This window comes from Alteromonas sp. ABD4_190 (assembly GCF_056160105.1).
The window spans coordinates 2818118-2842303 of sequence record NZ_JBSWWN010000001.1 but is presented as its reverse complement, the minus strand read 5'-3'; the positions used below and the strand labels follow the sequence as shown (position 1 = coordinate 2842303).

General features: G+C 44.6%; 23 protein-coding genes. 10 read left to right on the top strand and 13 right to left on the bottom strand.

Annotation, left to right across the window (positions count from 1 at the left end; genetic code table 11):
• From fldB to ACXAFM_RS12490, 3 genes are all read left to right on the top strand, one after another.
• Window positions 1-537, top strand: coding sequence for a flavodoxin FldB (gene fldB / locus ACXAFM_RS12500; protein WP_474829886.1), 537 nt, complete (start codon window positions 1-3; stop codon window positions 535-537).
• 26 nt (window positions 538-563) lie between these two features.
• Entirely contained in the window at window positions 564-1352 is a 789-nt protein-coding gene (locus ACXAFM_RS12495) for a CLCA_X family protein (RefSeq protein ID WP_474829883.1), read from the top strand.
• Window positions 1353-1494: 142 nt separating this feature from the next.
• On the top strand, window positions 1495-1905 hold the full coding sequence (locus ACXAFM_RS12490) for an ExbD/TolR family protein (protein ID WP_014950746.1): 411 nt from the start codon (window positions 1495-1497) through the stop codon (window positions 1903-1905).
• A gap of 128 nt (window positions 1906-2033) precedes the next feature.
• On the opposite strand, the gene ACXAFM_RS12485 is transcribed toward ACXAFM_RS12490, so the two are convergent.
• From ACXAFM_RS12485 to ACXAFM_RS12470, 4 genes are all read right to left on the bottom strand, one after another.
• On the bottom strand, window positions 2034-2210 hold the full coding sequence (locus tag ACXAFM_RS12485; protein WP_474829880.1) for a hypothetical protein: 177 nt from the start codon (window positions 2208-2210) through the stop codon (window positions 2034-2036).
• Between the two features lie 150 nt (window positions 2211-2360).
• Window positions 2361-2867: a YgjV family protein gene (locus ACXAFM_RS12480; protein WP_474829878.1), complete on the bottom strand. Its 507-nt coding sequence runs from the start codon at window positions 2865-2867 to the stop codon at window positions 2361-2363.
• 13 nt (window positions 2868-2880) lie between these two features.
• Window positions 2881-3777, bottom strand: coding sequence for a tRNA1(Val) (adenine(37)-N6)-methyltransferase (locus tag ACXAFM_RS12475; protein ID WP_474830577.1), 897 nt, complete (start codon window positions 3775-3777; stop codon window positions 2881-2883).
• Between the two features lie 153 nt (window positions 3778-3930).
• Window positions 3931-4554 carry an NAD(P)H-binding protein gene (locus ACXAFM_RS12470; protein WP_474829876.1) on the bottom strand — a complete coding sequence of 208 codons (624 nt, stop codon included), beginning with the start codon at window positions 4552-4554 and terminating at the stop codon, window positions 3931-3933.
• 70 nt (window positions 4555-4624) lie between these two features.
• Here ACXAFM_RS12470 and ACXAFM_RS12465 point away from each other — a divergent pair, with 70 nt between their 5' ends.
• Window positions 4625-6838 carry a S9 family peptidase gene (locus ACXAFM_RS12465; RefSeq protein WP_474829874.1) on the top strand — a complete coding sequence of 738 codons (2214 nt, stop codon included), beginning with the start codon at window positions 4625-4627 and terminating at the stop codon, window positions 6836-6838.
• 86 nt (window positions 6839-6924) lie between these two features.
• Here ACXAFM_RS12465 and ACXAFM_RS12460 read toward each other — a convergent pair whose 3' ends face one another.
• Both ACXAFM_RS12460 and ACXAFM_RS12455 read right to left on the bottom strand, forming a co-directional pair.
• Window positions 6925-7299, bottom strand: a complete 375-nt coding sequence (locus tag ACXAFM_RS12460; RefSeq protein WP_474829872.1) for a PH domain-containing protein — start codon at window positions 7297-7299, stop codon at window positions 6925-6927.
• An 11-nt stretch (window positions 7300-7310) separates the two neighbouring features.
• Window positions 7311-10289, bottom strand: a complete 2979-nt coding sequence (locus ACXAFM_RS12455) for a putative bifunctional diguanylate cyclase/phosphodiesterase (protein WP_474829870.1) — start codon at window positions 10287-10289, stop codon at window positions 7311-7313.
• A gap of 195 nt (window positions 10290-10484) precedes the next feature.
• Between ACXAFM_RS12455 and ACXAFM_RS12450 the strand changes: the two genes are divergently transcribed.
• The 4 genes from ACXAFM_RS12450 (at window position 10485) to ACXAFM_RS12435 (ending at window position 15299) form a co-directional block, all read left to right on the top strand.
• Complete coding sequence (locus ACXAFM_RS12450) at window positions 10485-11525, top strand: serine/threonine dehydratase (RefSeq protein ID WP_474829868.1); 1041 nt, start codon at window positions 10485-10487, stop codon at window positions 11523-11525.
• Between the two features lie 97 nt (window positions 11526-11622).
• Complete coding sequence (locus ACXAFM_RS12445) at window positions 11623-13323, top strand: amidohydrolase (protein ID WP_474829866.1); 1701 nt, start codon at window positions 11623-11625, stop codon at window positions 13321-13323.
• Window positions 13320-14654: an APC family permease gene (locus ACXAFM_RS12440; protein WP_474834719.1), complete on the top strand. Its 1335-nt coding sequence runs from the start codon at window positions 13320-13322 to the stop codon at window positions 14652-14654. The genes ACXAFM_RS12445 and ACXAFM_RS12440 overlap by 4 nt, the downstream gene beginning before the upstream one ends.
• Window positions 14655-14657: 3 nt before the next feature.
• The gene (locus ACXAFM_RS12435; RefSeq protein WP_474829862.1) at window positions 14658-15299 is read left to right on the top strand and encodes an MBL fold metallo-hydrolase; all 642 of its coding nucleotides are present in this window, start codon (window positions 14658-14660) and stop codon (window positions 15297-15299) included.
• 147 nt (window positions 15300-15446) lie between these two features.
• Here ACXAFM_RS12435 and ACXAFM_RS12430 read toward each other — a convergent pair whose 3' ends face one another.
• Complete coding sequence (locus tag ACXAFM_RS12430; protein WP_474804738.1) at window positions 15447-15962, bottom strand: lactoylglutathione lyase family protein; 516 nt, start codon at window positions 15960-15962, stop codon at window positions 15447-15449.
• A 227-nt stretch (window positions 15963-16189) separates the two neighbouring features.
• Between ACXAFM_RS12430 and ACXAFM_RS12425 the strand changes: the two genes are divergently transcribed.
• Complete coding sequence (locus ACXAFM_RS12425; RefSeq protein ID WP_474829860.1) at window positions 16190-17212, top strand: LysR family transcriptional regulator; 1023 nt, start codon at window positions 16190-16192, stop codon at window positions 17210-17212.
• 172 nt (window positions 17213-17384) lie between these two features.
• Here ACXAFM_RS12425 and ACXAFM_RS12420 read toward each other — a convergent pair whose 3' ends face one another.
• The 5 genes from ACXAFM_RS12420 to ACXAFM_RS12400 form a co-directional block, all read right to left on the bottom strand.
• Window positions 17385-18218: a class II glutamine amidotransferase gene (locus ACXAFM_RS12420; protein WP_474829858.1), complete on the bottom strand. Its 834-nt coding sequence runs from the start codon at window positions 18216-18218 to the stop codon at window positions 17385-17387.
• A gap of 332 nt (window positions 18219-18550) precedes the next feature.
• A complete protein-coding gene (locus ACXAFM_RS12415) occupies window positions 18551-19603 on the bottom strand; it encodes a hypothetical protein (protein ID WP_474829856.1) in 1053 nt (350 codons plus the stop codon).
• A gap of 143 nt (window positions 19604-19746) precedes the next feature.
• Entirely contained in the window at window positions 19747-20217 is a 471-nt protein-coding gene (gene yiaA / locus ACXAFM_RS12410; RefSeq protein ID WP_474829854.1) for an inner membrane protein YiaA, read from the bottom strand.
• Window positions 20218-20227: 10 nt separating this feature from the next.
• Complete coding sequence (locus ACXAFM_RS12405) at window positions 20228-21037, bottom strand: DUF2145 domain-containing protein (RefSeq protein ID WP_474834717.1); 810 nt, start codon at window positions 21035-21037, stop codon at window positions 20228-20230.
• A 7-nt stretch (window positions 21038-21044) separates the two neighbouring features.
• The gene (locus tag ACXAFM_RS12400) at window positions 21045-21449 is read right to left on the bottom strand and encodes a hypothetical protein (RefSeq protein WP_474829850.1); all 405 of its coding nucleotides are present in this window, start codon (window positions 21447-21449) and stop codon (window positions 21045-21047) included.
• 131 nt (window positions 21450-21580) lie between these two features.
• On the opposite strand from ACXAFM_RS12400, the gene ACXAFM_RS12395 reads away from it, so the two are divergent.
• Window positions 21581-22315: a helix-turn-helix domain-containing protein gene (locus ACXAFM_RS12395; protein ID WP_474834715.1), complete on the top strand. Its 735-nt coding sequence runs from the start codon at window positions 21581-21583 to the stop codon at window positions 22313-22315.
• A 50-nt stretch (window positions 22316-22365) separates the two neighbouring features.
• Here the strand turns inward: ACXAFM_RS12395 and ACXAFM_RS12390 are convergent, their stop codons facing one another.
• Window positions 22366-23865 (bottom strand): NCS1 family nucleobase:cation symporter-1, encoded by a 1500-nt coding sequence (locus ACXAFM_RS12390; protein WP_474834713.1) that lies wholly within the window; start codon window positions 23863-23865, stop codon window positions 22366-22368.
• Window positions 23866-24186: the final 321 nt, after the last annotated feature.

Below are 24186 nucleotides of genomic sequence, written 5' to 3'. Positions count from 1 at the left end.
ATGAGTGATAGCGCACTGTCCATCGGATTATTTTACGGCTCAACAACCTGCTATACCGAAATGGCAGCAGAAAAAATCCAAGCGCAGCTCAATAGCCTTTTTGACGAAGATATTGTTGACCTTCACAACATTAAAGACGTTAACCTAACGCGCACGGCCGAATACGACATTATTATATTTGGTATCTCCACTTGGGATTTCGGCGAGCTGCAAGAAGATTGGGAGTCTCACTGGGAAGAGGTTCACGGCTTAGATTTAGCAGGTAAAACCATTGCACTATTCGGCCTTGGCGATCAACTTGGTTACGGTGAATGGTTCCAAGATGCGTTGGGCATGCTTCACGATGCAATAATGCCTTCAGGTTGTAATATTGTGGGGTACTGGCCCAACGAAGGCTACGACTTTACCGCCTCTAAAGCATTGACCGAAGATAAAACCAAGTTCGTAGGTTTATCTCTTGATGATGAAAACCAATACGACAAAACCGATGCTCGAATTGAAGCTTGGTGTGAACAGCTACTGGTCTCAATGGCATAAATATTTAATCCACTTGGATATCAACGTTGGAAAATAAAGGTCGTATTCATCAGCAGTTCTATCGCAACGGCCCAAGCCACAGGGACGGCGCTGATGTTTCATTTCAAGATATTCGCAAACTGTTTAATTTCGCTACGATCACTGTGGGTAGATGGGTAACAGCAGAAGAACAACAGATCGCTGCCAACCTCTTTTTCGATGCACTTTACGATCTGGTGGCGATCTTAAATATCAATGAACAGGTGTTATCGTTAAACGGCTCCCTGTCACTGGCATTTGGCAGTGGCGGTCAAAAACACAGCAGTGCCCACTACAACAGTGCGAAAAGACAGCTTGCGCTAGCAAAAAATGCAGGAGCCGGGGCGTTAGCTCACGAGTGGTTTCACGCCTTCGATCATTATATAGCGCCGCGCATGTTCGACGGTATTGCCGCCGGTAGCTTTGCCACACAGGCCTGGCTTGACAACGCGCCTATGAACAACCACCCATTGAATCAAAAATTGAGCGATTGTTTTTCGTTATTGTTTTTAAATGATCAAAAAAGGCCAAATGAGTACTTTGTGCGATCCGTAGAGGCTGATCGCGCGCTAAAAATGTATTATTATGCGATGCCTCAGGAGATGGCTGCCCGTGCATTTGAGGCCTGCATTCAAGATCACGAGATCAAAAATGCGTTTTTGGTGCAAGGCACAAAAAAATCAACGGAAGCTAGACTTGGCATTTATCCTCATGGTAACTTGCGTACATCACTCAATCAGGCATTGATGTTGTATTTTTACCAATTAGGTGTCGCTATTTCACGCAAACAAACCTAGTTTGTTGTTTTATTACTGTGAAACTGAGTATTTTTTCAACAACAAGTGTTAATGAGCACACTGTTTTTATACAAAAGTCTGTATATTTTTGTAACAAGCAGTATACTAAATGGCTCGAACGTAACAGAAGAAAGAAGACGAGATGAAAAGAAAGAAGCATACCTCGGCTGAAGACGAGGCTCAGATTGATATGACCCCCATGTTGGACATCGTGTTCATCATGTTGATTTTCTTCATCGTAACGACCTCGTTCGTGAAAGAGAAAGGTTTAGACGTAAACCGTCCAGAGGATAATCAAGCGAAAAACGACAAGCCTTCTAAAGCGCTATCAATTCGTATTGATGCCGATGGCACTATCATGATGGGTGGCCGTGAGGTTGATATTCGTCGTGTAGTTGCAAACACGCAAACATACCTTGCAGAAAACAACACGGATTCAGCTGCAATCCAAGCTCACGAAGACAGCGAGCATGGAACGGTTGTTGAAGTAATGAACCAAGTTAAAATTGCTGGTATCGACAAAGTATCTGTTTTGGTTAAAAAGAGCAGTTAAACGTTCTATTAATCAAAAATAAAGCATAAAAAAAGCCACCTTCGGGTGGCTTTTTTGTTTTTGTGTAACATGACCTGAACAGCGTTGACACTTAATTTAAGGCTACTCGTCTAATCCATATTGCATCATTATTGAACGTCAACGTTCTCAATTAACTTTAACGAAACGTTTGTAGATTTTTTTTGACGAAATAGCTTTGCTTGCTGAAGTACGTTCAGAGGCGCACCTGCATCTATCGCGTTTTGAAAAATTTTCTCTAGATCTGAAAAGCACTCTGACTGAGGTGAATTTTTGACTAACTTCATTGCTAACACTCCTTATCACTGCGCAATAATTGTATTACCACCGATGGCCAATAAAAGTTGCCAAAGTTATACTTAGTTTTGGAATATAATACTTTAACGGATAATTTTTTCTATTCAACTTTAGTTTTTCGCCAAAGTGTCTAAAGTTTTTTATTCTACGCTGCTATTCTTTACCGCGCGAATTTTACTGAATATGCTAAACAAATTACTCACGTTAAATACGGTACCAAATAGGCTTCCCACTAGAATAGCATAAACAAGCCCCAGCCCCTCTGCGACGATAAATACTTTGCGAATGGTTCTCACATCTCGAATAACCAGCGACCCCACTGTGAAAATAAGTGACGACGCATAGGCGATGAAAATTATCCAGCTGTGATCTAATACAAACCACTCATAAGCGAGAAAGCCTACATTCACCGCAACAAAGAAAAATAAAATGGTATTGCTTCTATGTTTAATAGCAATAAAGTTACGAACGCTGGCTAGCAGTGTTCCAATGCCAGCTGCCATGGCATCCAACATAAAAAAGTGAACGCTGAGTGCACTCAAGGCAAATGCAGAAATAAGCAAATACCTGTCTACGTTGGTTTGGCGATACCCAATAAAATTTAAAACAACGGCTATGGCGCCAAAGCCTTCTGCAACTATATTCATTTATATTAGCTCATTAAAATTTAAGGTAATAAGGCTGACAGAGGGCTTTGTATTCATTTGTGTAATTACCCTCGCGGTCTCTAATAATCAGCGCATTTTCACTTGCGACTTTTGTAATGAAAAGCTGGCGCTCTGCATACGCAATGCAATCTGCATGTTCACCGCTAGCATTCTCAATTACTTTGTTAAAGCGAAATCCACAAAGGTATGGGTCTTTGTCCGATGTATGCTTTACATAAAGCATCGCTTCCAACAATAAGCCATAACCAGCAGCGGTTTTGATAATGTCAGCTGCCATCGACGTAGGGTACACACAGTACATTTGTCCACTTTCCATCAATAATGCACTGCTAGCGTTAAAAAGCTCATCAGGGCTTAATGTAGATGTTTGTCTTGCTACTGAACGATTGTGGCTTTGCTTACTGTAGGCATTAGAAAGTTTCGCTGGCGATTCGAAATACGGCGGGTTGGAAATAATGGTGTCATACAAATAGGCTGGTTCAAACCCCGCCAAGTCGCAGTTTCGGATACGTAGCTGCCCTGCCCACTTTGAATTTTCAAAGTTAATTGCTGCCTGCGCCGCTGCATCCTTATCAATTTCGATAGCATCGATTCGAGCTGCATCATAGTTATGACTTAACAGGCTTTTCCCTGATGAAACAAAGCTACTTGTACTTTCTTTCTTTGCTTTCTCTTTCTCTGTGCTGTCCGCACTTAAACTATCAGCGCCGCAGCTATCTAACTCACGTTCACTGCAACTTAGCGGATAAAAGCTTTCGGCTTTTTGGGCCATCATCAGTGCTAAAATGCCACTGCCGGTTCCAATATCCAAAATACGTGGAGCATGGCCAAGGTTTGCGCGAAGCTGCGCCCAACTGCCTAAAATTAGGCTGTCGGTGTTCACTTTCATGGCGCATTTATCTTGCGCTACGGTGAATTGTTTACAGCGGAACATGGGGAAGTCATATTACCTGGTGCATTAAAAGGCGCGCATTCTATACCAAGTTCGGTTGCGCTTCACGTTAAGCTGGTGACATATATTGTACACGCTCATCCCCCGGGTCTATTTCCAGCGCTGAAGCGACATCATATTTCTGGCCACATCCACGGCATGAACAGGTCGGTACTTTTTTAACGGGCCTTTCATTATGCTTTGCCAGATGGGCGCGGTTTTCTGCGCTATATCTTCTAATGTCCGTGATTCATCCCTATCGCCAAGTAACAATGAAGGGCGAACTGCCGAGGCGTGGGGTAATTGCGGCATGCGCATAATGGCGTTCTCTAATTCTCCTTTCACCCGCAAATAAAAGTTACTGCTTTTAGCATCAGCGCCAACCGAAGATATCCACACAAAGCTGTCAGCTCGTTGAGCACGAGTAAGCTGGGCAGCGACGTGCACAAACTCAAAATCCACACGGCGAAAGGCTTGTTTAGACCCCGCTTTTTTAAGCGTGGTCCCTAGGCAGCAGTAAACATGGTTTACGCTGAAGTAACCTTGGTAGTCTTGCAGGTTGTCAAAGTCGATAACCACAGGCTTAAGCCTATTGTGTGGGTCGTTAAACATGCTAGAGGAAAGCGGTTTTCTGACTAAGCAGGTTACTTCATTGTACCGTCTGTCCTGTAACAGCATATTTACAAGCGTTCGTCCTACTAAACCTGTCGCTCCTAGCACCATTGCGGATTTCATACGTCGCACCTTGTATCATAAATTGATATAACTACAATCAAACCTTCGACAGTCAAATATGCAGATAAAAATGAAAAAAGCCCTTTTAATTGGAGCCGCTATGCTCTCTACTGCTTTAAACGCTGAAACGCTCACTATTGAGCGCATTTTCTCTTCTCCTTCACTTGATGGCAATGCACCCCGTTCATTGAAAGTATCCCCAGACGGTCAACGCGTTACATTTCTTAAAGGCAAACAAACTGACTACGAACGCCTAGATCTATGGGAATACCATATTGAAAGCGGTCAAACTCGCATGCTGTTCGACTCAAACGACCTACAAAGCGGCGAAGAAGTGCTTTCTGATGAAGAAAAAGCGCGACGAGAGCGTATGCGTTTATCTGGTAGCGGCATCGTTAGCTACCAATGGTCAGACGATGGTAAAGCATTATTATTCCCGCTAGGAGGAGACGTTTTCTATCACAAGCTGGGTGAAAAAGGCGCAAAACAGTTACTTGATACTGACGCTTTTGAAACTGACATTAAATTATCACCAAAAGGTAACTACATCTCGTTTATTCGCGACCAGAACCTATATGTGAAACACATTGAATCAGGTAAAGAAACCGCCATTACCAAAGAAGGCGGCGGCAACATAAAGTTTGGTATGGCGGAGTTTGTGGCGCAAGAAGAAATGGGCCGCATGACTGGATATTGGTGGTCGCCTGATGAAACTAAGATTGCGTTTACCAAGGTGGATGAAAGCCCAGTAGACGTGATCACCCGCTCTGAAATTTATGCTGACGATATCAAACTTATCGAACAAAAGTATCCTAAGGCAGGCACGCCGAACGTGTTGGTGGAACTTGCTATTCAAGACATCAGTTCTGGCGACCGTACCTGGGTTGACTTAGGTGAAGATAAAGACATTTATTTTGCTCGCGGTAAGTGGATGCCAAACAGCACTACCTTTACTTACCAATGGCAAACACGGGATCAGCAAACCTTAGAGCTTCGCGCGTTCGACCTTAACAGTAAAAAAGAAAACGTACTGCTTACAGAAACAAGTAATACCTGGGTAAATCTGCACGACGACCTTTATTTCTTGAAAGAAAAAGGCAAGTTTATCTGGGCGTCTGAGCGCGATGGATATAAACACCTTTACCTTTTCGACAACAACGGCAAGTTAGTTAAGCAATTAACCAAAGGTGATTGGGTTGTTGACAGTGTTGAAGCTATTGATACCGCAAACAACCGTTTGTACTTCTCTGGCCGCAAAGATACGCCACTTGAAAGCCATGTTTACAGCGTACCTTTAGATGGCGGCGAGATTTCACGCGTAACTGAGTTAGGCGCGTATCATAGTGCTGCGTTTAGCAAAGATGCTTCAATTTTTATTGACCGTTTTTCAACTATCAATTCCCCTGCACAGGTAAGCTTAAACAGTGCAAACGGCGAGCGAATTACTTGGCTTGAAGAAAACAAAGTTGAAGAAGGTCATCCTCTGCACGCTTACATGGATAGCTGGACGGCACCTGAGTTTGGTGACATTACCACTAAGGATGGCGCAACGCTTAAGTATCGCATCTACACGCCAGACAGCGCTAAGCAAAACCCTAAACAGAAGCACCCTGTTATTGTTTACCTTTACGGCGGTCCACACGCACAAGTGGTAACAAACAGCTGGGCGGGTAACCGTGGTTTGCTGTTCCAACACTGGGTTGACCAAGGTTACGTAGTATTCACGTTAGATAACCGTGGCTCTAATTATCGTGGTAAAAGCTTTGAAGATCCTATTTATAAAAAAATGGGCTTTATTGAAGTGGACGATCAGGTTGCAGGTGTAGAGTTCTTACGTACACTTCCTTTCGTTGATGCTGAGCGTATTGGTGTTCATGGCCACAGCTATGGCGGCTACATGACGCTAATGACCATGTTCAAAGCAGGCGATTATTTTGCAGCGGGTGTGTCAGGTGCGCCGGTAACCGACTGGCGTTTGTACGATACCCATTACACCGAGCGCTATATGGGTAACCCTAATACAGATGATGATGCCTACACAGCATCTTCAGTATTCCCTTACGCAAAAGACTTGAAAGGCGACCTTTTGATTTACCACGGCATGGCAGATGACAACGTATTGTTTACGCACTCGACCATGCTATACAAGCACCTTCAAGATTTGGCGATTCCATTTGAAACCATGGATTACCCAGGTAAGAAGCACAGTATTCGTGGTAAGCAAACGGGCATTCACTTATACAAAACGATTACTAACTTCTTTAACCGTAACTTGAAAGACTAATCGGGTTAGGGCCTAGGCAAGTTGTAATAAACAAAAAGCGATGCTTGTGAAAGCATCGCTTTTTTATTTGGTCTTTTTGATTGTTACTAGCTAAACATCTGGGTTGCTAGGTTTTGCTGTACCGCCTGAGCAGACGATGCACTCAACTCAATTTCAACAGGGTCGGCTTTACCCGACAACCAAATTTTAAGCTCTGCATCAGTATCAAAATGCCCTGCTGTCTCAACGATAAACTGGGTAATAGATTTGTAAGGTATTGAGTGATAGTTCACTTTGCGCCCGGTAAGGCCTTGCTTATCAATTAGAATTAGGCGCTTGTTCGTGAATACACTTAGGTCGCGCACTAATTTAAACGCAGAGGTAACGGTCTCATTAGTAGCGAGTATAGGCGTAAGCTCTTCTTGAACATCTGAAGCGCTCGTCTCGCTTGCATTACCCATAATGGTATCAAATAAACCCATAATCATTTCCTTTAGGCAGAGGCAAGTTTAACTCGCCATTGAACTCTATGCGCCAGTGGCTTGGGTTTATCTAAAGCAAAGCCTTGACCATAGTCGACTTTAAGCTCTCGTAAGACCTCTGCGGTCGCGTTATCGACCACAAACTCAGCTACCGTTTGTTTACCCATACTGTGCGCAATATTATTAATTGCAGTAACTGTAGCATGATCAATTGGATCGTGAACAATGTTTCGCACAAAGGAGCCATCAATCTTCACGTAATCTACGTCAAGGTGCTTAAGGTAAGTAAACGACGACATACCTGCACCAAAATCATCTAAGGCAAAGCTACAACCTAAATCGCGCAGCGTGGATATAAAGTGTTTAGCGGCACTTAAATTAGTTACCGCCGTTGTTTCTGTAATCTCAAAACAAATTTTCTCTGCAGGTACAGAGGTACTTTGCATGCGCTTGGTAATATTATGAAGCGCCATTTCATCGCCCAATGTAATACCCGATAAATTAATCGCAACTTTGCCAACGTTATCAATATGAGCTGGATTACTCTCAAGAGTTTTAAGGGTGTTATCTACCACCCACATATCCACTTTGTTCATTAATCCGTGGCGCTCAGCTAACGGGATAAATAATCCCGGACTGATAAGGCCGCTGTCTTTGGCGTTTAGACGCAGCAGAATTTCGTAATGCTGTAATTGGGCGGCCTGTTCTTGGCTAGGCACGTTAAGTGGCATAATAGCTTGGCTATACAACTCAAAACCATCGTTTTGTAACGCGTAGTGCAAAGCATGTAGAACCTGATTTTCGCTGTCGTCAATGGCCATTTGCGAGTCGTTATCATGGAATACAAAGTAACGGTTTCGGCCTAGGTGCTTGGCTTTGTAACACGCATTGTCAGCAGCTTTAATTAACGCTTCCGCGCTTTGTGTGCTCTCGTTTATTTCGATAACGCCAATGCTTGCCCCCACAAAAAACAACTTGTCGTCATATACAAAACGGTAATTGGAAATCGCTACCAATAGCTTGTCTAGGCGGTTTGTTACCTCATCCAAACTTTGATTGCGAAATATAATGCAGAACTCGTCGCCACCTATTCGGGCGAGCAGGTCGTGTCCATTAACGTACTGCCTAAATATGGTCGAAATCTCCTTAAGCAGCTTGTCGCCGGCTGGGTGACCACAGCTGTCGTTTACTAATTTGAACCTATCCATATCGATAAAGCACATCACGCTTTGTTTGTGGTAAGCGCGGGGCAAATGAATGTCAGCCACGTTTTCAAAACCATCTTGGTTTAACGCCTCTCGACTACTGTGCTGAACAGCTTCTTTGTGCGTTTCATCAAGGATCTCTCGCAATTTTTCATCAAATGCGTAGCGATTAAACAACCCGGTTAACTGGTCATGATTGGCTTGAAAATACACTTCTTCCTGTAGCGCTAGCTCTTTCGTCACATCGCGTGCTATGCCTTCAACCGCAATCAACAATCCTTGTTCGTCAACGATGGGGGTATCTGAAAATTCAATCGCTAACGGCTCCCCTACTTTGCCTTGATAATGCACAACATAAGGCTCGGGCTTTTCGCCACGGGCAATGGTTTGGCGTATTTCAAAGGTCTCGTCAGGTACTTGGCGTACGTATTTCGACTCGTTCGCACAGAAGTCTTCGGCGCTAAACCCTAAAATTTTTTCAATACCCGCGCTCACATACATAAAGTTATGCTCGACAGTTTTGGTGTAAACAAAGTGACGGTGCATGCCATCAACTAAGCGACGATACTTTTCTTCGCTACGCTTTAAATCGTGCTGGGCGCGAAAACGTTCGGTCACATCTCTTACGGTGACTGCTATATTATCACCTGCTTTTACCACCTGAACTTTTATCCATTGTGGCGCAATCTTATCGCTGTGAATGGCAAGGTGGGCTTCATAAGGTACACCGTGTTCAGACACGTTTTTAGCATTCTTAAATTCATCACTTAAGCCTAAATAGCGTGTTTGCTCGGCTAAGCTCATAGACCGTAATACATCACAAGCACCGCGAAATAGATAGCGGCTATATGAGTTTGCTTCAACTAAAGAAAAGTCATCATCTATTGGTTGATAGATAAGTAGCGCGTCAAGAGATGCTTCGCTAGCGGTAAGATAACGTTGATGGCTAACGGATAGATTAACCGCTCCTTTAAGCTGCTTGTGCAGTACATAGCTAACCAGCGCTGACATTAATAAGCCCGTTAGCATAATCAAAAGCCCTGCGTTGTAAGGGCTAAGCTGGGACTGCATGGTAAGAAGGAAGTCCCGCTCTAGAAATGTAAACGGTGCAAGCGGCACAATAGTGCCATCTTGCACTAATTTTCCGCTTTGAAATAAGGTTTGATTGTCGGCTTTGAGCTGAAAATTAAACTGCGGCCCCACTAACTCGCCTAACATCACGCCTAGAATAGTTTGTATATCAAAACTCGCCACTAGAAAGCCATGCTCAGGCTCCTGAGGGCTTATCGATCTCCCCATAATGATAAAGTGGTGTTTAGCAGTATCTGAATACATAAGCGTGCTTTCCAAGTCCTCAGAAAAACGCGATATGTTCAAGCCTAACGCTTCCATAGGCTTACCAACTAAGCTGTTGTCTATGCGGGTTTTAATGCCGGAAGATGGCGTTGCCACCCACGCTATCTTCCCATCAGCATCAACAAACACTAGCGATGAAAAACCACGCTGCATACCCATCAATGACAGGGCCTGCGCGTTAAACCAGTCTACTTGGTTTGGCTCGAAGGTGGGCCAGTTTTGCATAAGGTTGTGCAGCGCTTGAATACGTTCGCTTGAGAAAACTTCAAGACTAATTTTTACCTGCTCGGCAACCGACTGCGCTTTAGAAATACGTGCTGCGCGTTCATCGTTTTGAATAAAAACACCAGCAGAAACAAATAAAAAGGTGAGAAAAAGAAACAAAACCGTAGGTAAGGCGTAAATACGATGGTTGTGTTTGCTTAACATGTGCCTGTCTCCGGTAACTAGCGCCGGTATACTAAAGTAGAATTATTAAATAAATATGAATTGTCTTATGTGGTATAGGCTCTGGCGTTATCTAATAGTATGTGGCACTGTAAGGCTTCCGATTTCCTTTTAGTGCGTAAAGGCCCTTGTCGGCGCTACCCCACAAAAAAACCAAAATGAAAAGAGCGTTACTTAATGAGTATTTCTCCAAATTTCGAAGACATTAAACAAGCCTATGAACGTATAAAAGGCGACGTAAAGAAAACGCCGATAGTTGAATCTTCGTTGCTCAACAAATGGATGGGCAACCGCATTCTGTTTAAAGCGGAGTGCTTACAGACCATCGGGGCATTCAAAATTCGCGGCGCTATGAATTTTTTAGCCCGGTTGAAAGAGGAGGGTCGTTTACCGAAGCATGTGGTCGCCAATAGTTCTGGAAATCATGCTCAGGCAGTAGCCTATGCAGCGTCTCACTTTGGTATCAAAGCCACTATTTTCGCGAGCGAGACCATTTCGCCGATTAAAGCTGCTGCTACGCAAAGCTATGGTGCTGAATTAAAACTATTTCCTACCCGTCCAGAAGCAGATGAGGCTGTCGAGCAAGCATCAAAAGCACCAGACACAGTATGGATACCGCCGTTCAATCATGAGGATATCGTGGCGGGGCAAGGCACGGCAACGTTAGAAGCGCTTAACGAAATTGGTGAGGTGGATGCTGTCTTTGCGCCGTGTGGTGGCGGAGGGTTATTGTCGGGCTCATTACTGGCAACTCGCGCACTACAGCCAAATGCATTGGTCATTGGCGCTGAGCCCGCCGAAGCGAATGATGCCTCTATGTCGTTGCAAGCTGGTGAGATCATTGCTTTAGACTATGCTCCAAATACCCTAGCAGACGGTGCAGCCACGCCCTCTGTTGGCGATGTAACGTTTCCTATAATGCAAGAAATAGATGATTTCTACGAAGTGGATGAGCTACAAATTGCTTATTGGACCCAATGGCTACATCATTTACTAAAGCTTCATATTGAGCCCACGTGCGCGATGACCATGGCTGCAGTAGCGGCTTGGGCTGCCAACACTCCACCTGGGCAAACCGCTCTTGTTATATTGAGTGGTGGCAACATTAGCCAGTCGAGTATGGCTAAGATTTGGGAGAGAGATTTTTTGCTGCAGCCTCCCATTCTTGACCTTGATGACGAAGACGAATTTGAAGACACCGAGCGTGTCGAGGCATAGCGTTGCGTTAGTGCGTAGCTATTGAAACTCGAGCAGCTCGGTATAAAAACTGTAAAAACAAAGAATAAAACAGAAATAAAAAAGGCAGAAACTCACTATGAACTCTACATTGTCGGCACTGACATTTAAAAAGCACTCGCTTTCAAAATTGCTAACCACAACGTTTGCAACAGCGGCAACGTTAGGCGCTATGACCACCACGCTTACAGTGGATGCTGCAACGCTTGTTGAGAACGTAAAAGGCTATACGTTAAATGAAAGTGGCAAACTCATTACGTTTAAAAACCTTGTCATTGATGAAGGCAAAGTGGTTGCATTAAATATCGACAAAGGCAACACGCCTGTCGACAGCACCATAGACGGCGAAGGTAAAGTCATGCTGCCTGGTCTTATCGACGCTCATGGCCACCTTCTCGGCTTAGGAGCAAACTTACTAGAAGTAGACTTACGAGAAAGTAAAAGTGCCCAAGACGCAGCTAAAATGGTTGCCGAATACGCTTTCGCAAACGGACAACAAGCTTGGATTACCGGGCGCGGCTGGAACCAAGAATTATGGTCCGACAGAGCGTTTCCAACAGCTGCTGATTTGGACAAAGTTGTTTCTGATAAACCTGTAATGCTTACTCGAGTGGACGGTCATGCGGCGTGGGTTAACACAAAAGCCATGGAGCTAGCTGGCATCACAAAAGACACTCAGTCCCCTGTTGGTGGTGAAATTATTAAGGATGCTAACGGCCAACCTACTGGTGTATTCATCGATAACGCATCACTGTTAATTGAAGAACACTTACCGAAAGCCAGTAACGCGATATACGAGCAGCAATTGAATGCCGCAGGTGAGCACTTACTAGCAAATGGCATTACGTCAATGCACGATGCTGGTGTGGGCAGAGACGTTTACGACTTCTATTTAAAAGAAGCCGTAGAGGGTGACTTACCTGTACGTATTTATGCAATGGTGAGCGCGACTGACCCTGAACTTTCAACAATGTTAAGCAACGGTACAATTCGTGATGAAGACGACTTTTTGTATATTCGTTCAGTGAAAGCCTATGGCGATGGTGCGCTAGGTAGTCGAGGGGCAGCATTACTCGAACCGTATTCCGATGCGCCCCATCAACATGGATTGCTGTTAACTCAACCAGAAGATATGACCCAACTTTTCACCACGGTTATTGGTGCGGGCTTCCAGCTTAACTATCACGCTATTGGCGATAAGGCGAATCATGTTGCGCTAAACGAGTTTGAAACCACGTTTAAAAATATTGGCGGCAGCGAGTTGCGCAACCGCATAGAACACGCGCAAGTTATAGCGCCTGACGACCTAGCCCGCTTTGCGTCGCTAAAAGTGCTTCCTTCCATGCAGCCAACACATGCCACCAGCGATAAGAACATGGCGGAAGACCGCCTTGGTAAAGACCGTATGGAAGGCGCTTATGCATGGAAAACGCTACTCGATTCGGGCATTGCCCTACCCTTAGGTTCAGATTTTCCTGTAGAGCTTGCTAACCCGTTTTATGGTCTTCACGCTGCGGTTACGCGTCAAGACAGAAACAACCAACCGGTAAAAGGCTGGTATGCCCACGAAGCATTAACTATCGAGCAAGCCTTCAAAGGGTTTACTTTAGATGCAGCCTACGCAGGGCATATGGAAGATACGTTAGGTACGTTAACCCCAGGAAAGTGGGCTGATTTCATTTTGGTAGACCAAGATATTTTCAGCATAGACGCCAAAGACATTTGGAAAACCGAAGTTCACGCCACCTATGTGGCTGGAGAAGAAGTTTTCTCTAAATGAATAGCGAAAACAAAAGCCTTTTAACCAAAGGGATTGGCGGCATTGGCGCCGCCCTTTTAGTATTAAACGGTCTTATTGGGGCAGGCATTTTTGCACTGCCCGCAAAAATGGCCGCTGAGCTTGGTGCTTTCAGCCCCTACATCTTTTTAATCTTTGGCGCACTTATGCTGGCCATCGTCTGGTGTTTTGGACAGTTAGCGGTACGCTATCAAGAAACTGGCGGGCCAGTAATTTACGCTCAAAAAGGCTTTGGCAATGCAGCCGCGTTTCAAACGGGGTTTGTGTATTACTTGGCTCGAGCCACGGCAATTGCCGCAAATATGCACGTTCTGTTGCTATACGCTGGCTATATGTGGCCAGAGCTCAACACAGGCGCTGGCAAATCATTTGCTGTTATAGGGCTGACAACAGCATTAATTGTAGTAAATATTGTTGGTCTTAAGGCCGCTATGCGTTCGCTAGATACTATATCGGTGCTAAAACTCGTGCCTTTTGTGGCGCTTATTGCTGTGGGTTATTGGCAGCTGGATTTTTCTACTGCGCTGACAAGCGCTTCGGCTACCGTTGTACCTGCATTCGACACTATATCTGCAGGTGCTTTACTTACACTTTACGCCTTTATTGGTTTTGAGACGGTAGTGGTAACCAGCGGCGAGACTAATTCACCGAAAAAGACCATCCCTCGGGCGTTGATGCTTACGGTTTCAGGCATTGCCATATTCTACTTTTGCGTGCAGTGGCTTTATTGGCATACCGTAGGGCCTGCAAAGCCTGATAGCGCTCCTCTTATTGCTCTTGCTAATGTGATATTTGGCGAAACCGGGGCGCTTGTTATGACATTTACTGCCGTGGTGTCGGTTGCCGGTAATTTGTTGGCGAATATGATATCTACCTCTCGGCTTACGTTTTCTATGGCGCGGCAGTCGCTTATTCCAGGTAGACTAGGGCATAAGCTAGGAGAGATTCACTCGACCTTTGCTACTCCAGCCGTTTCCATAACTATATTGGGGATTTTTGCCGGTACCATGGCACTTACCGGCAGTTTTGTATGGCTAGCAATTTCAAGCGTGCTTGCCCGGCTTGTAGTGTATGCCGTGTGTGTAGTGGTGCTAATGAAAGCGCAGAGGGCTTATTTACAAGGGAGTTCTACAGGCTCATCCGCTAACGCTATAACCCCTTTAAAACGTTTGATACCCTTTGCTGCATTAGCGGTTTGCGCATGGTCTATTGCACAATCGTCTACTAACGCATGGCTATTTTTATTAGGTGAATTAGCGATTGGCGCGCTGCTTTATTTCGCGCTTTTTAGAAATAAAACATTAAAAGGTTAAACAGTGGAAATTCAAGTTATACCGGTTACGCCCTTTGCCCAAAACTGCTCGTTAATTTGGGATCCAACAACTAACAAAGGCGCGTTTGTCGACCCTGGTGGCGACGTTGAAACGTTAATTGAAGCTGCTACAAATAAAGGCGTGAGTATAGAAAAAATCATACTGACTCACGGTCACCTCGACCACGTTGGCGGTACTGTCGCCATCGCTGAACATTACGGTGTGCCCGTTGTTGGCCCCCACATCGGAGATAAATTTTGGTTAGATGCGCTTATGCAGCAAAGCCAGATGTTTGGCTTTCCACCCGCGCAGCCTTTTGCCCCCAATGAGTGGTTAAATGACAACGACACCATTTCAGTAGGCAATTTAACGTTGGAAGTATTGCATTGCCCCGGTCATACACCCGGACATGTGGTGTTGGTAGAGCGTTCGAGCAATCGAGTTATTGTGGGGGATGTCATATTTGCAGGCTCTATTGGCAGAACTGACTTTCCGCAAGGAAATCATCAGCAGCTTATCGACTCTATTAAGCAAAAAATTATGGTGTTACCTGATGATATGACGATTTACCCTGGACATGGCCCTACGACAACGGTAGCCACAGAAAAGGCAACTAACCCTTATGTTTCGGGTCAGTTTGGTTAAAGTTTATTTTTTTCAATAAATGTCTAAGCACAAAAAGGCGAGGTGCGTTGAACAAGCTTTTGCTTGTTTCGCCCTCGCCTTTCGCTTATTTAAAGCTTGCTATGCATTTACTTAGCGCAATGCCTAAAAAGCGTTATCAACTAACGCTTACTCGTAAGCGCCGCTTGCATAGTGCAACTCATAGCTGTGGCTATAAATTTCAAGGATGTTGCCAAACGGGTCTTCCATATAAATCATGCGATATGGCTTTTCACCCGGGTAGTAGTAGCGCGGCGCCTTCATACGTTTTTTACCGCCAGCGGCAACAATCTTCTCAGCTAAACCTTCTACGTCTGGGTCTTGAACACAGAAGTGGAAGATACCGGTTTTCCAGTACTCGAAGTTGTTCTCAGGATTTTCTTGGTTGCTGAACTCAAAGATTTCAACGCCTACGCGATCACCCGTTGAGAGGTGCGCAATGCGGAATTTCCCCCAACCTGCACCGAATACGTCGGTACACATTTCGCCAATGGCCGAATCGTCTTCAATAATTTCGGTTGGCTTCATGATGAGGTACCAGCCAAGTACTTCGGTGTAAAACTTCACGGCGGCTTCTAAATCGGGTACCGAAATACCGATATGGGAAAACGTACGTGGATACGGTGTTTTTACTGCTTCAGTCATTACTTACTCCTAGGTAGTGCAAGTTATCAAAATGGCTTAAGCGGCTAATTCATTGCTTAAATCAGTGTTTAGTTAGATAGCGTTCTCTTGTACCAGTTATCCAAAACATCAATCATACAGCTAATCGAAAATAGCGCTTAAGTGAATATGGATACATAGTAGCTAGACAATGAGAAAACATGAAATTATGATATCTTTTCAATTTTATAAATTTAATTTATAGCAAGATGATTAACCCTATTTGGCTAGACACCTTTATTACGTTAGTAGAAACAGGTAACTTCACTCGCACCGCTGAGCAACGTTTTATGACGCAGCCAGGAGTAAGTCAGCATCTGAAAAAGCTAGAGGAAGTATGTCAGTGCGAATTGGTGGTTCGTTTAGGCAAAGGTATTCAGCTTACAGAGCAGGGTCAGCGGGTGTATCACTACGCTAAAAATCAGCAGGCTAAGGAGCAAGATTTTATTGCCAGCTTGAAGTTTGACGCGCCATTTGAAGGAAAATGTGTAGTGGCCTGTTCAGGCGCTATCGCGCAGCGTATTTACCCTGCCCTGTTGGCACTACAAAAGCAGCATAACGCGCTAAAAATTCATGTTGAAGTCGCGCCTCGACGCACAATTTTATCAGGCATAGCAAACAATACCCTTGAGCTTGGTATTGTGACTAACCAGCCAGAGAGTGAAGATATACATAGCGAGTACTTAGGCGAGGAAGCGTTGGGGCTTATCCTACCGCGTAGCCTGCCTGATACGCTTGTGACACAGCTTTCTGGTTTTCCTGAAAATACACAGAATTTTATGCCTGATTCGGGTACGGGTACGGGTACGGGTACGGGTACAAAAATAACAAGCGTATCTGAAAGAGCAAAGAGTAAAACTGATGACGCTATTACGCTAAAAGCCGTAATCAACCATTTAGGGCTTATAAATCACCCTGACGCCATGCACTACTTACAGCGCTACTTTAACGATTGCGGAGAGCCTGAAGTAGCCAAGATTAATCCAAATAAGCTGCCACACGCCGGCTATATCAATCAACTTTCGCAAATTCTACTGCCGGTAAGCGAAGGGCTAGGTTACACCGTGCTGCCAACCAGCACGTTAGACTTTGTATCATTTGCCGACAAACTTACCGTCTACGAAGCCAAAAATGAGGTGACAGAGCCCTTATACAGTGTTCAAACACCCCACAGCGCACTCCCCGCTCGCTACCAAGCAGTAAAACAAACCATCACCCAAGTATTGAGATAAATAATGGGGTAACCCGAGTTTTGGGGTCAGAGTACATTATCAAGCTAGCTAACCTGAATATTGGGGTCAGAGTACATTTTTACCTTGGGTTACCAACTAAGCGCTAAGACTTTAGAGAGCGGACTATTAAAGTGCGGGGCCGGTGAAGTTACTCTGCCCCCACAATCCGTATTTAGTCGTGAAGCGAAGGGTCAGGCGCTACCATTTCGGATTCTTTTTTGTGTTCAGGTACATCCACTTTGCCCGAGGCAATGACTTCACCCTCTTGCCAAAGCTTCCACTCGCCCCGTTCGTAAATATCCCACTGTTCATCATTGGTTAGCGGTTCGGTAGCGATAATACTTACCACATCCTTTGGCGTGGTTTCAGCTGCAAAATCAATCTCTACTTCAACATCACTTAAACAAGCCGGGCCAAAAGGCGCTCTTCGGGTAATGCTAGCTAACTTTGTACTACAGAACGTAAACAGCCAGTCGCCATTACTCAATAAACAGTTGAATACACCTTGCTGTGCATACTCTTGTGCCAATTCGACAAGCGTTTCAGCTAGCTGCTCTGGCATAGCGTCTCGGGGGAGGTTTTGCCTAACATTGTTCATGATGTCGCAGAAAAGCTCTTCGCTGTCCGTATCCCCTACCGCTTCATAAATACCTGCTCGACGTGAGAAGTTGGGTAATTGCCCATTATGTGCAAACACCCAATAGCGCCCCCAAAGCTCGCGGGTAAAGGGATGCGTGTTCGCCAAGTTGATGTTACCAACGTTAGCTTGCCGAATATGACAAATGGCGTTTTTACTTTTTATAGGAAGTTTGGAAACAAAATCGGCGATAGGTGACGTGGCGCAAGGCTCAGGATCGTGAAACATACGCACGCCCTTACCTTCGTAAAAGGCAACGCCCCAGCCGTCTTTATGCGGCCCGGTTTCACCACCACGACGTGTTAACCCGGTAAAGCTAAAACATAGGTCAGTAGGAGTGTTCGCACTCATGCCCAAAAGTTCACACACAGCGTTTATTACCTATTGCAGTCATTAAATGAAGTACGTCGAAGAATACGCAAGCTTTTGGATTGAATCAATTCGACATAAGATAGGAGTATCACTTTCTGCCTGAGGTTCAATATTTGCCTTACAACTCTACGGTGATTGGGGTCAGAGTACTTTTTGAGGAAATGTACTCTGACCCCAATATTTTTTGTTGCTGACCAGATAAACGTAGGTATTTTAATACTTACAGTTTTTATTCAGCAGTTAAGAAGTAAAACTTTTGCAAGCCACCACCGCCCGCGACGTATTGCGCGCGGTGGTTTAGGCTTTACCGCCTACTGCGCAGTGAAAAGCTAATCGATGACTTCAAGCTCCCTGTGTAGCATCGAAGGGTTATCTACGCTTAAATATAGGGTCGAAATACTTTCATTTAATAAAGCCATACCAGAATAATATGCTTGGGATTTATTGAAGGTAAGTTTGACGTTAGCGACGCCCCTTCCAAAGTGAAAATCCTCTTTGGTTAAACTTCTACTCCACTCGCCAACTTCAATACTTTCTATATTTGCTTTTGGAATTACTACCATCCCCCACCACGAGTTATTCACCACAACCTTGTCCTGCCAAATAAAGCAACTATAGTTTTTGCTTACCCGGTAGTTGGCGACGAACATGATCACTAGGTAGAACACTAATGTGGCCACCACCATGGCAATCGTTTCACCAAATTGCGATAGCAATACATATGAGGCATAGGTTGTGACACTCAAAGCAATGAGTACGCCTAGCAGATGCCACCACTTGCCAGAGAGTAACTTAAGGTTCACTGCACTTTTCACATGTTTTTTACTGAATCTAGGTATAGCGTAATACCAACTTGCCGGTTCATGGGCCAACATTAACGCAAGCTCTAGTTGCTTAGCCTCTTTGCTACCTTTTTCCGGCGCTTCAGCTTTTTCATATTTTTCGAGCATGTGTATACGTGGGTCGCCGCTAAGTTTACGTGCGCCCCAAAGCGCTTTCACGATAGTTACCAAAAGCACTACTTCAATAATCATTAGTACGGCAATGATGGGGTATTTAAGGTAGCTGATAAACGCAAAATAGTGCGCTAGCTGTTCCGGGTAGTTGTAGCGGGCTATTAAACTACTTAAAGAAAATATTAGCAGTAACTTCCAAAGAGCTTGTTCGCCAATACGAATTACCCAGAAGTAATACAATAGCGGCAGTACAAGGAAATAAACCAACGAAACAAGCGCCGTATTACGCCAGCTTGGCTCTGATATGATATTGCCGAAGGTAAGCGTAATGTCTGGCAAGGTACTAGGTAAAAACCATGTGCCTACATAAAAACACCCCGCAGCAACAATCAAAAAAGCAATTCTGTATTTGACGGGTTTACGCATATTTCATCCCTGACGCGTTGAAGATAAGAAGCAGCTAAGAAGCTAAACAATTGATATACAATACGAAAAAGTGGGGTCAGAGTAAATTAATTTGATGACGGGGTCGTCTGACTTTGGCGAAATGTACTCTGATCCCTTTACTTTTATGCAGCTTTTACTTTGGGGGTTGTTTCAGGCTGTGAAACGTTAGTTTCTAATTGGGGTTCAACGCTATTAAGTTCATTTTGATTTTGGCTATCACGAACGTTCTTTTGAACCGTAATGGCAGCAAATAAGCTTAAGGTAAACGCCATTCCGAAAAAGCCTTTCTCACTTAGTAAAAGTTCGGCGTTTAGCAACCCAATAACTAACAGTACAATGGCTGAACCGGTGGCTACCGCTGAAGCTAAAAAGTATGCTTTGGTTGTAGGTACACCTTCCATTTTATCCCGTACCGTTTTTTGCAAGCTTACCACTGAAAATAAGCCAAATAGCATGATTGTGAAGTAATAACCTTTTTCGTTAAGGGCCATAGGTGCATTGTACAAGCCTATAAAATAAGCACCTACGCCTACAATAAGTGCAGCTAGTGACGCGATTCGAAATGCTTTAGTGGGTTTATTCATGTTTTGCATAGTAAAACTCCTAAATATTCTCTATTTGACCCGTATGGGTAAACGTAACGGCCTTGTTTGTTAAATCGTACTTTTGCATATAACGAGCAAGGCTTCCGAAAGTGGTGGTTTCTACCTTGCGACCGTGGTCTGACAAAGTTACGCCATCGCTGAACATACTTGCTAAGCCAAGTTTCGCGCGGCTCATATTTACTTTTTGTGGCACAAAATGGGCCTTAGCATTTACCTTTAGCTGCGCAATATCAGTGGTTGAATAAATTGCAGCGTTTAAAACATCAAGGGTGTATTCCGTGCAGTTCTGGCGTTCACTATTAAACGGGTTAGCCACTACCGAATATCGAGCATTGTGAAGCAGCTTAGCTTTGTCATCGCGATATAGCTTCACCAACGCTTGTTGCACTTCTGCTGAAGGAATTATTATTCCCGCCTCTAGCGCATACGCGCCCCAGAAGAAGTCTACTGGATAGTCGGTAATTAAGTGACTTTTGCCCTGATCTTCTGCGTCTTGATATAAATTGTGTATGGCATAGCCTTTCGCCGTATCGCCGTTGCTTAGCTGAATAGTTGAGTAAATAGCAACGGCGGTATGGGTAAAGCGAATACCTTTTGGCATATCCTCAATAGGTCTGCCACGTCTTGCAATAATAAATGCCCGGGCCCCTTCACCTGCCGCATACTTTTCCACATCTTTTGAAAAAGTTGCGATCGCTTCTGGCGTAAAAGTAGGCTTGCCGTGTTGCTGGCTACCCGCGTATACGTCATGAATACTAGACATCAACAATACAAAGGCGAACCCGATTGAAGTTAAGTAGGCTTTCATGTTCAACCTACCGCTGAGTATTAGTTGTGGTTGTGATCACTTTAGTTTTGGTAGTAACCACTTGGTTTGGAGCGGGGTCGGCGGTGATAATAGTTTCGGTTATCACCAAAGGCTGGTTGTGCGCCACTGAAGATTGATGGCTAGCCTGATGAAGGTTACGAGCACTTTCATTCACGGCGCTTTCTACCACCGCGCTTCCGGCTACAACCACACTCCCGGTCAATACCACAGGTACTGCCACCACCGCACTTGCTACCGAAGCGGTTGTCGCTAAGCCTTCAGAAGCAGCTAACGCACTGTGCTTACTTGCTTTGCCGCTATGGTCAAAAGAATCATCTGCCATTGCAGAATGGGTAAGAATCGCACTACTTAATAGTGCAGTTAACATCAATGTTGAACGTGTATTTTTCATATCACTTGCTCCTAGTTTGTTAAGACAAGATGTGTCTGAACACTTTCTACACTAGAACTAAGAATAAATTTCGTAAACCATAATGATTAATGTAGTATTAAATTACACCACAAGTATAAAAAAGTAATACCATGAGCCAAATCAACCTTGTGTACGACACCTTGAAACAATGCTTACGGGAACAGCGACTCACCTATAAGCAGCTTGCAGAAGCGCTTGATGTTAGCGAAGCAAGTGTAAAGCGTAACTTTTCGTTGCAGGCATTCAGCCTTGATAAGTTAGAGCAGATTTGTGAATGCTTAAGTTTGTCATTAAGCGATTTATTTAGCCTTTCACAAAAACAGCAGGAGAAGATTTCACAGCTGTCTGAACAGCAAGAAATGGAACTGCTCGCTAACCCCAAGCTATTGCTTGCCGCGGTGTGTGTTCGTGACGGCTGGCGCTTTTCAGAACTTATCGAACATTACGATATTGATGAAGTGGAAGGCATTAAGCTAATGACAACCCTTGATAGGCTTAAGCTTATCGAGCTGTTGCCGAACAACCATTATAAGCTGCTTATTGCCCAAGACTTTCGCTGGATCCCAGGCGGGCCGCTAGAAAAGTTTATGGAACAAGAGGTCATGGTGAAGTTCATGGATCCAAAAAAGAACGAACCTTGGATGTTCCGCTTTTATTTGCGCGGTCGCTATTCTCAGACCTCGGTTTCGATTATTCAACGTCGTCTTGAACAATTGCGGCAAGAAGCGGCTAAGCTCAGCAGCGAAGATAATGATTTACCGATAGAAGAGCGCCAGCATGTGGGGTTGCTTATGGCTATGCGGCCTTGGGAGCCATCGCTTTTTGAAAACATGAAGCGAAAATAGAAGCAGTGGGGTCAGAGTACATTTCATGGAAAAGTACTCTGACCCCATAGCTAAGAGGCGCTTTTTGCCTGCATGGTAACTGGTACTCTGTTAGACAGCGTTAGGTAAACGATACTGGCGATAATTAGCCCCACGAACCACGCGTAGGCGTAAAGTGTATCGAAAATGGCTGGTACACTGTCTACAAACCCTGCCGCGTGCATAAAGCCGGGTATATTAGGCAAAATTCCAATAACTAGTGCAGCTACTCCCGCCATGTTCCAACCGTTGTTCGCACCGTATTCGCCAGAGTGTTGAAACAGCGCATCAATGTTTAACGTCGATTTTCTCAAAATGAAATAGTCAGCAATGAGAATACCTGCAATTGGGCCGAGTAGCGCTGAATATCCCGTAAGCCAGGTAAATAAATAACCACCGGCGGTTTCAAGCAGCTTCCAAGGGAAAATAGCCACACCTATCCCCGCGGTAATATAGCCGCCCATTCTAAAGCTAATTTTTGAAGGCGCCATGTTCGAAAAGCCATACGCTGGAGCAACCATATTAGCGGCTAAATTTGTAGTTAAAGTAGCAAGCGCTAAGGCAGCGAGTGCAAAGACCACGCCCATGCCGCCCATTCTGCCAGCAAGTGCCACTGGGTCCCAAATGGCTTCTCCGTAAATGGTTACCGTTGCAGAGGTAACCGCTACACCGATAAAGGCAAACAACGCCATGGGTAAGGGTAAGCCAATAGCTTGCCCTAGCATTTGATCTTTCTGTGATTTAGCGAAGCGAGTGAAATCGGGAATATTTAATGCCATGGTTGCCCAAAAGCCCACCATAGATGTAAGACCTGCGAAAAAAGCAGACCAAAACTGCCCTTCTTTAGCGCCCCCTTCTACAAATTGAGATGGCGTAGATAACATAGCGCCAAATCCACCGGCATTGATGTATGCCCAAGCAAGAAGCGCTAAGCCCATTAAGATCAAAAATGGTGCAGCAAAAGTTTCAAGCCAGCGAATAGATTCAGTACCGTGTTTAATAAAAACTAAGTGCATTGCCCAAAAAGCAAAGAAGCACAGAGTTTGGGTAATATCTATACCTAAAAATGGCAGCGCCTGCCCCACAAAAGCGTCGCCGCTCACGCTATTTAAAATAACGTAAATCGCACTGCCACCCACCCATGTATTAATGCCAAACCACCCGCAGGCTACAAGACCGCGAGCCAGAGCAGGAATCTTCGCGCCTTTGGTACCAAACGCGCTGCGTAGCAATACAGGAAAAGGTAAGCCGTATTTAGCCCCCGCGTGACCAATTAGCATCATTGGCACCAGAACAATAACGTTGCCTAACAGCACGGTAATCACTGCCTGATACCAATTCATGCCTTCAGATACTAGCCCAGCAGATAGCAAATAAGTGGGCACACATACCACCATAGCCACCCATAACGCTGCATAGTCCTTCCACCTCCAGGTTCTTGTTGCTTCACTAGTGGGCGCCAAATCTTGGTTCCATAAATCGCCATCGTAATGGGAAGGTTTTGTCATGGGTTGATTGTTGGTGTTATCCACGATCTCTTTCCTTGTTGTTTTAGTGTTGCACGCGCTTGTCTTATTTATAATGAAAAACAGGGTTTTACGAAGCGTTACTGTTAACAAAATACCAAATATTTTGCTGATTCTTTTGGTGACATTTTTTGAAAAAATGCCGCATTCTTTTCAACTAGCGAAAACGCGTTATTTAGCAATAAGTTGCCGATAAGAAAAGAAGCAAAAATGCTGCCGCTTTTCGCTTACCGATAACGAAACACCTAGATACCGTTTCATAGAATTTCGGTATCTAGGTTAGCTAAATAGCTTTCGTTTTCGGGTTAGAGCGTTTTCGAGTAAGAT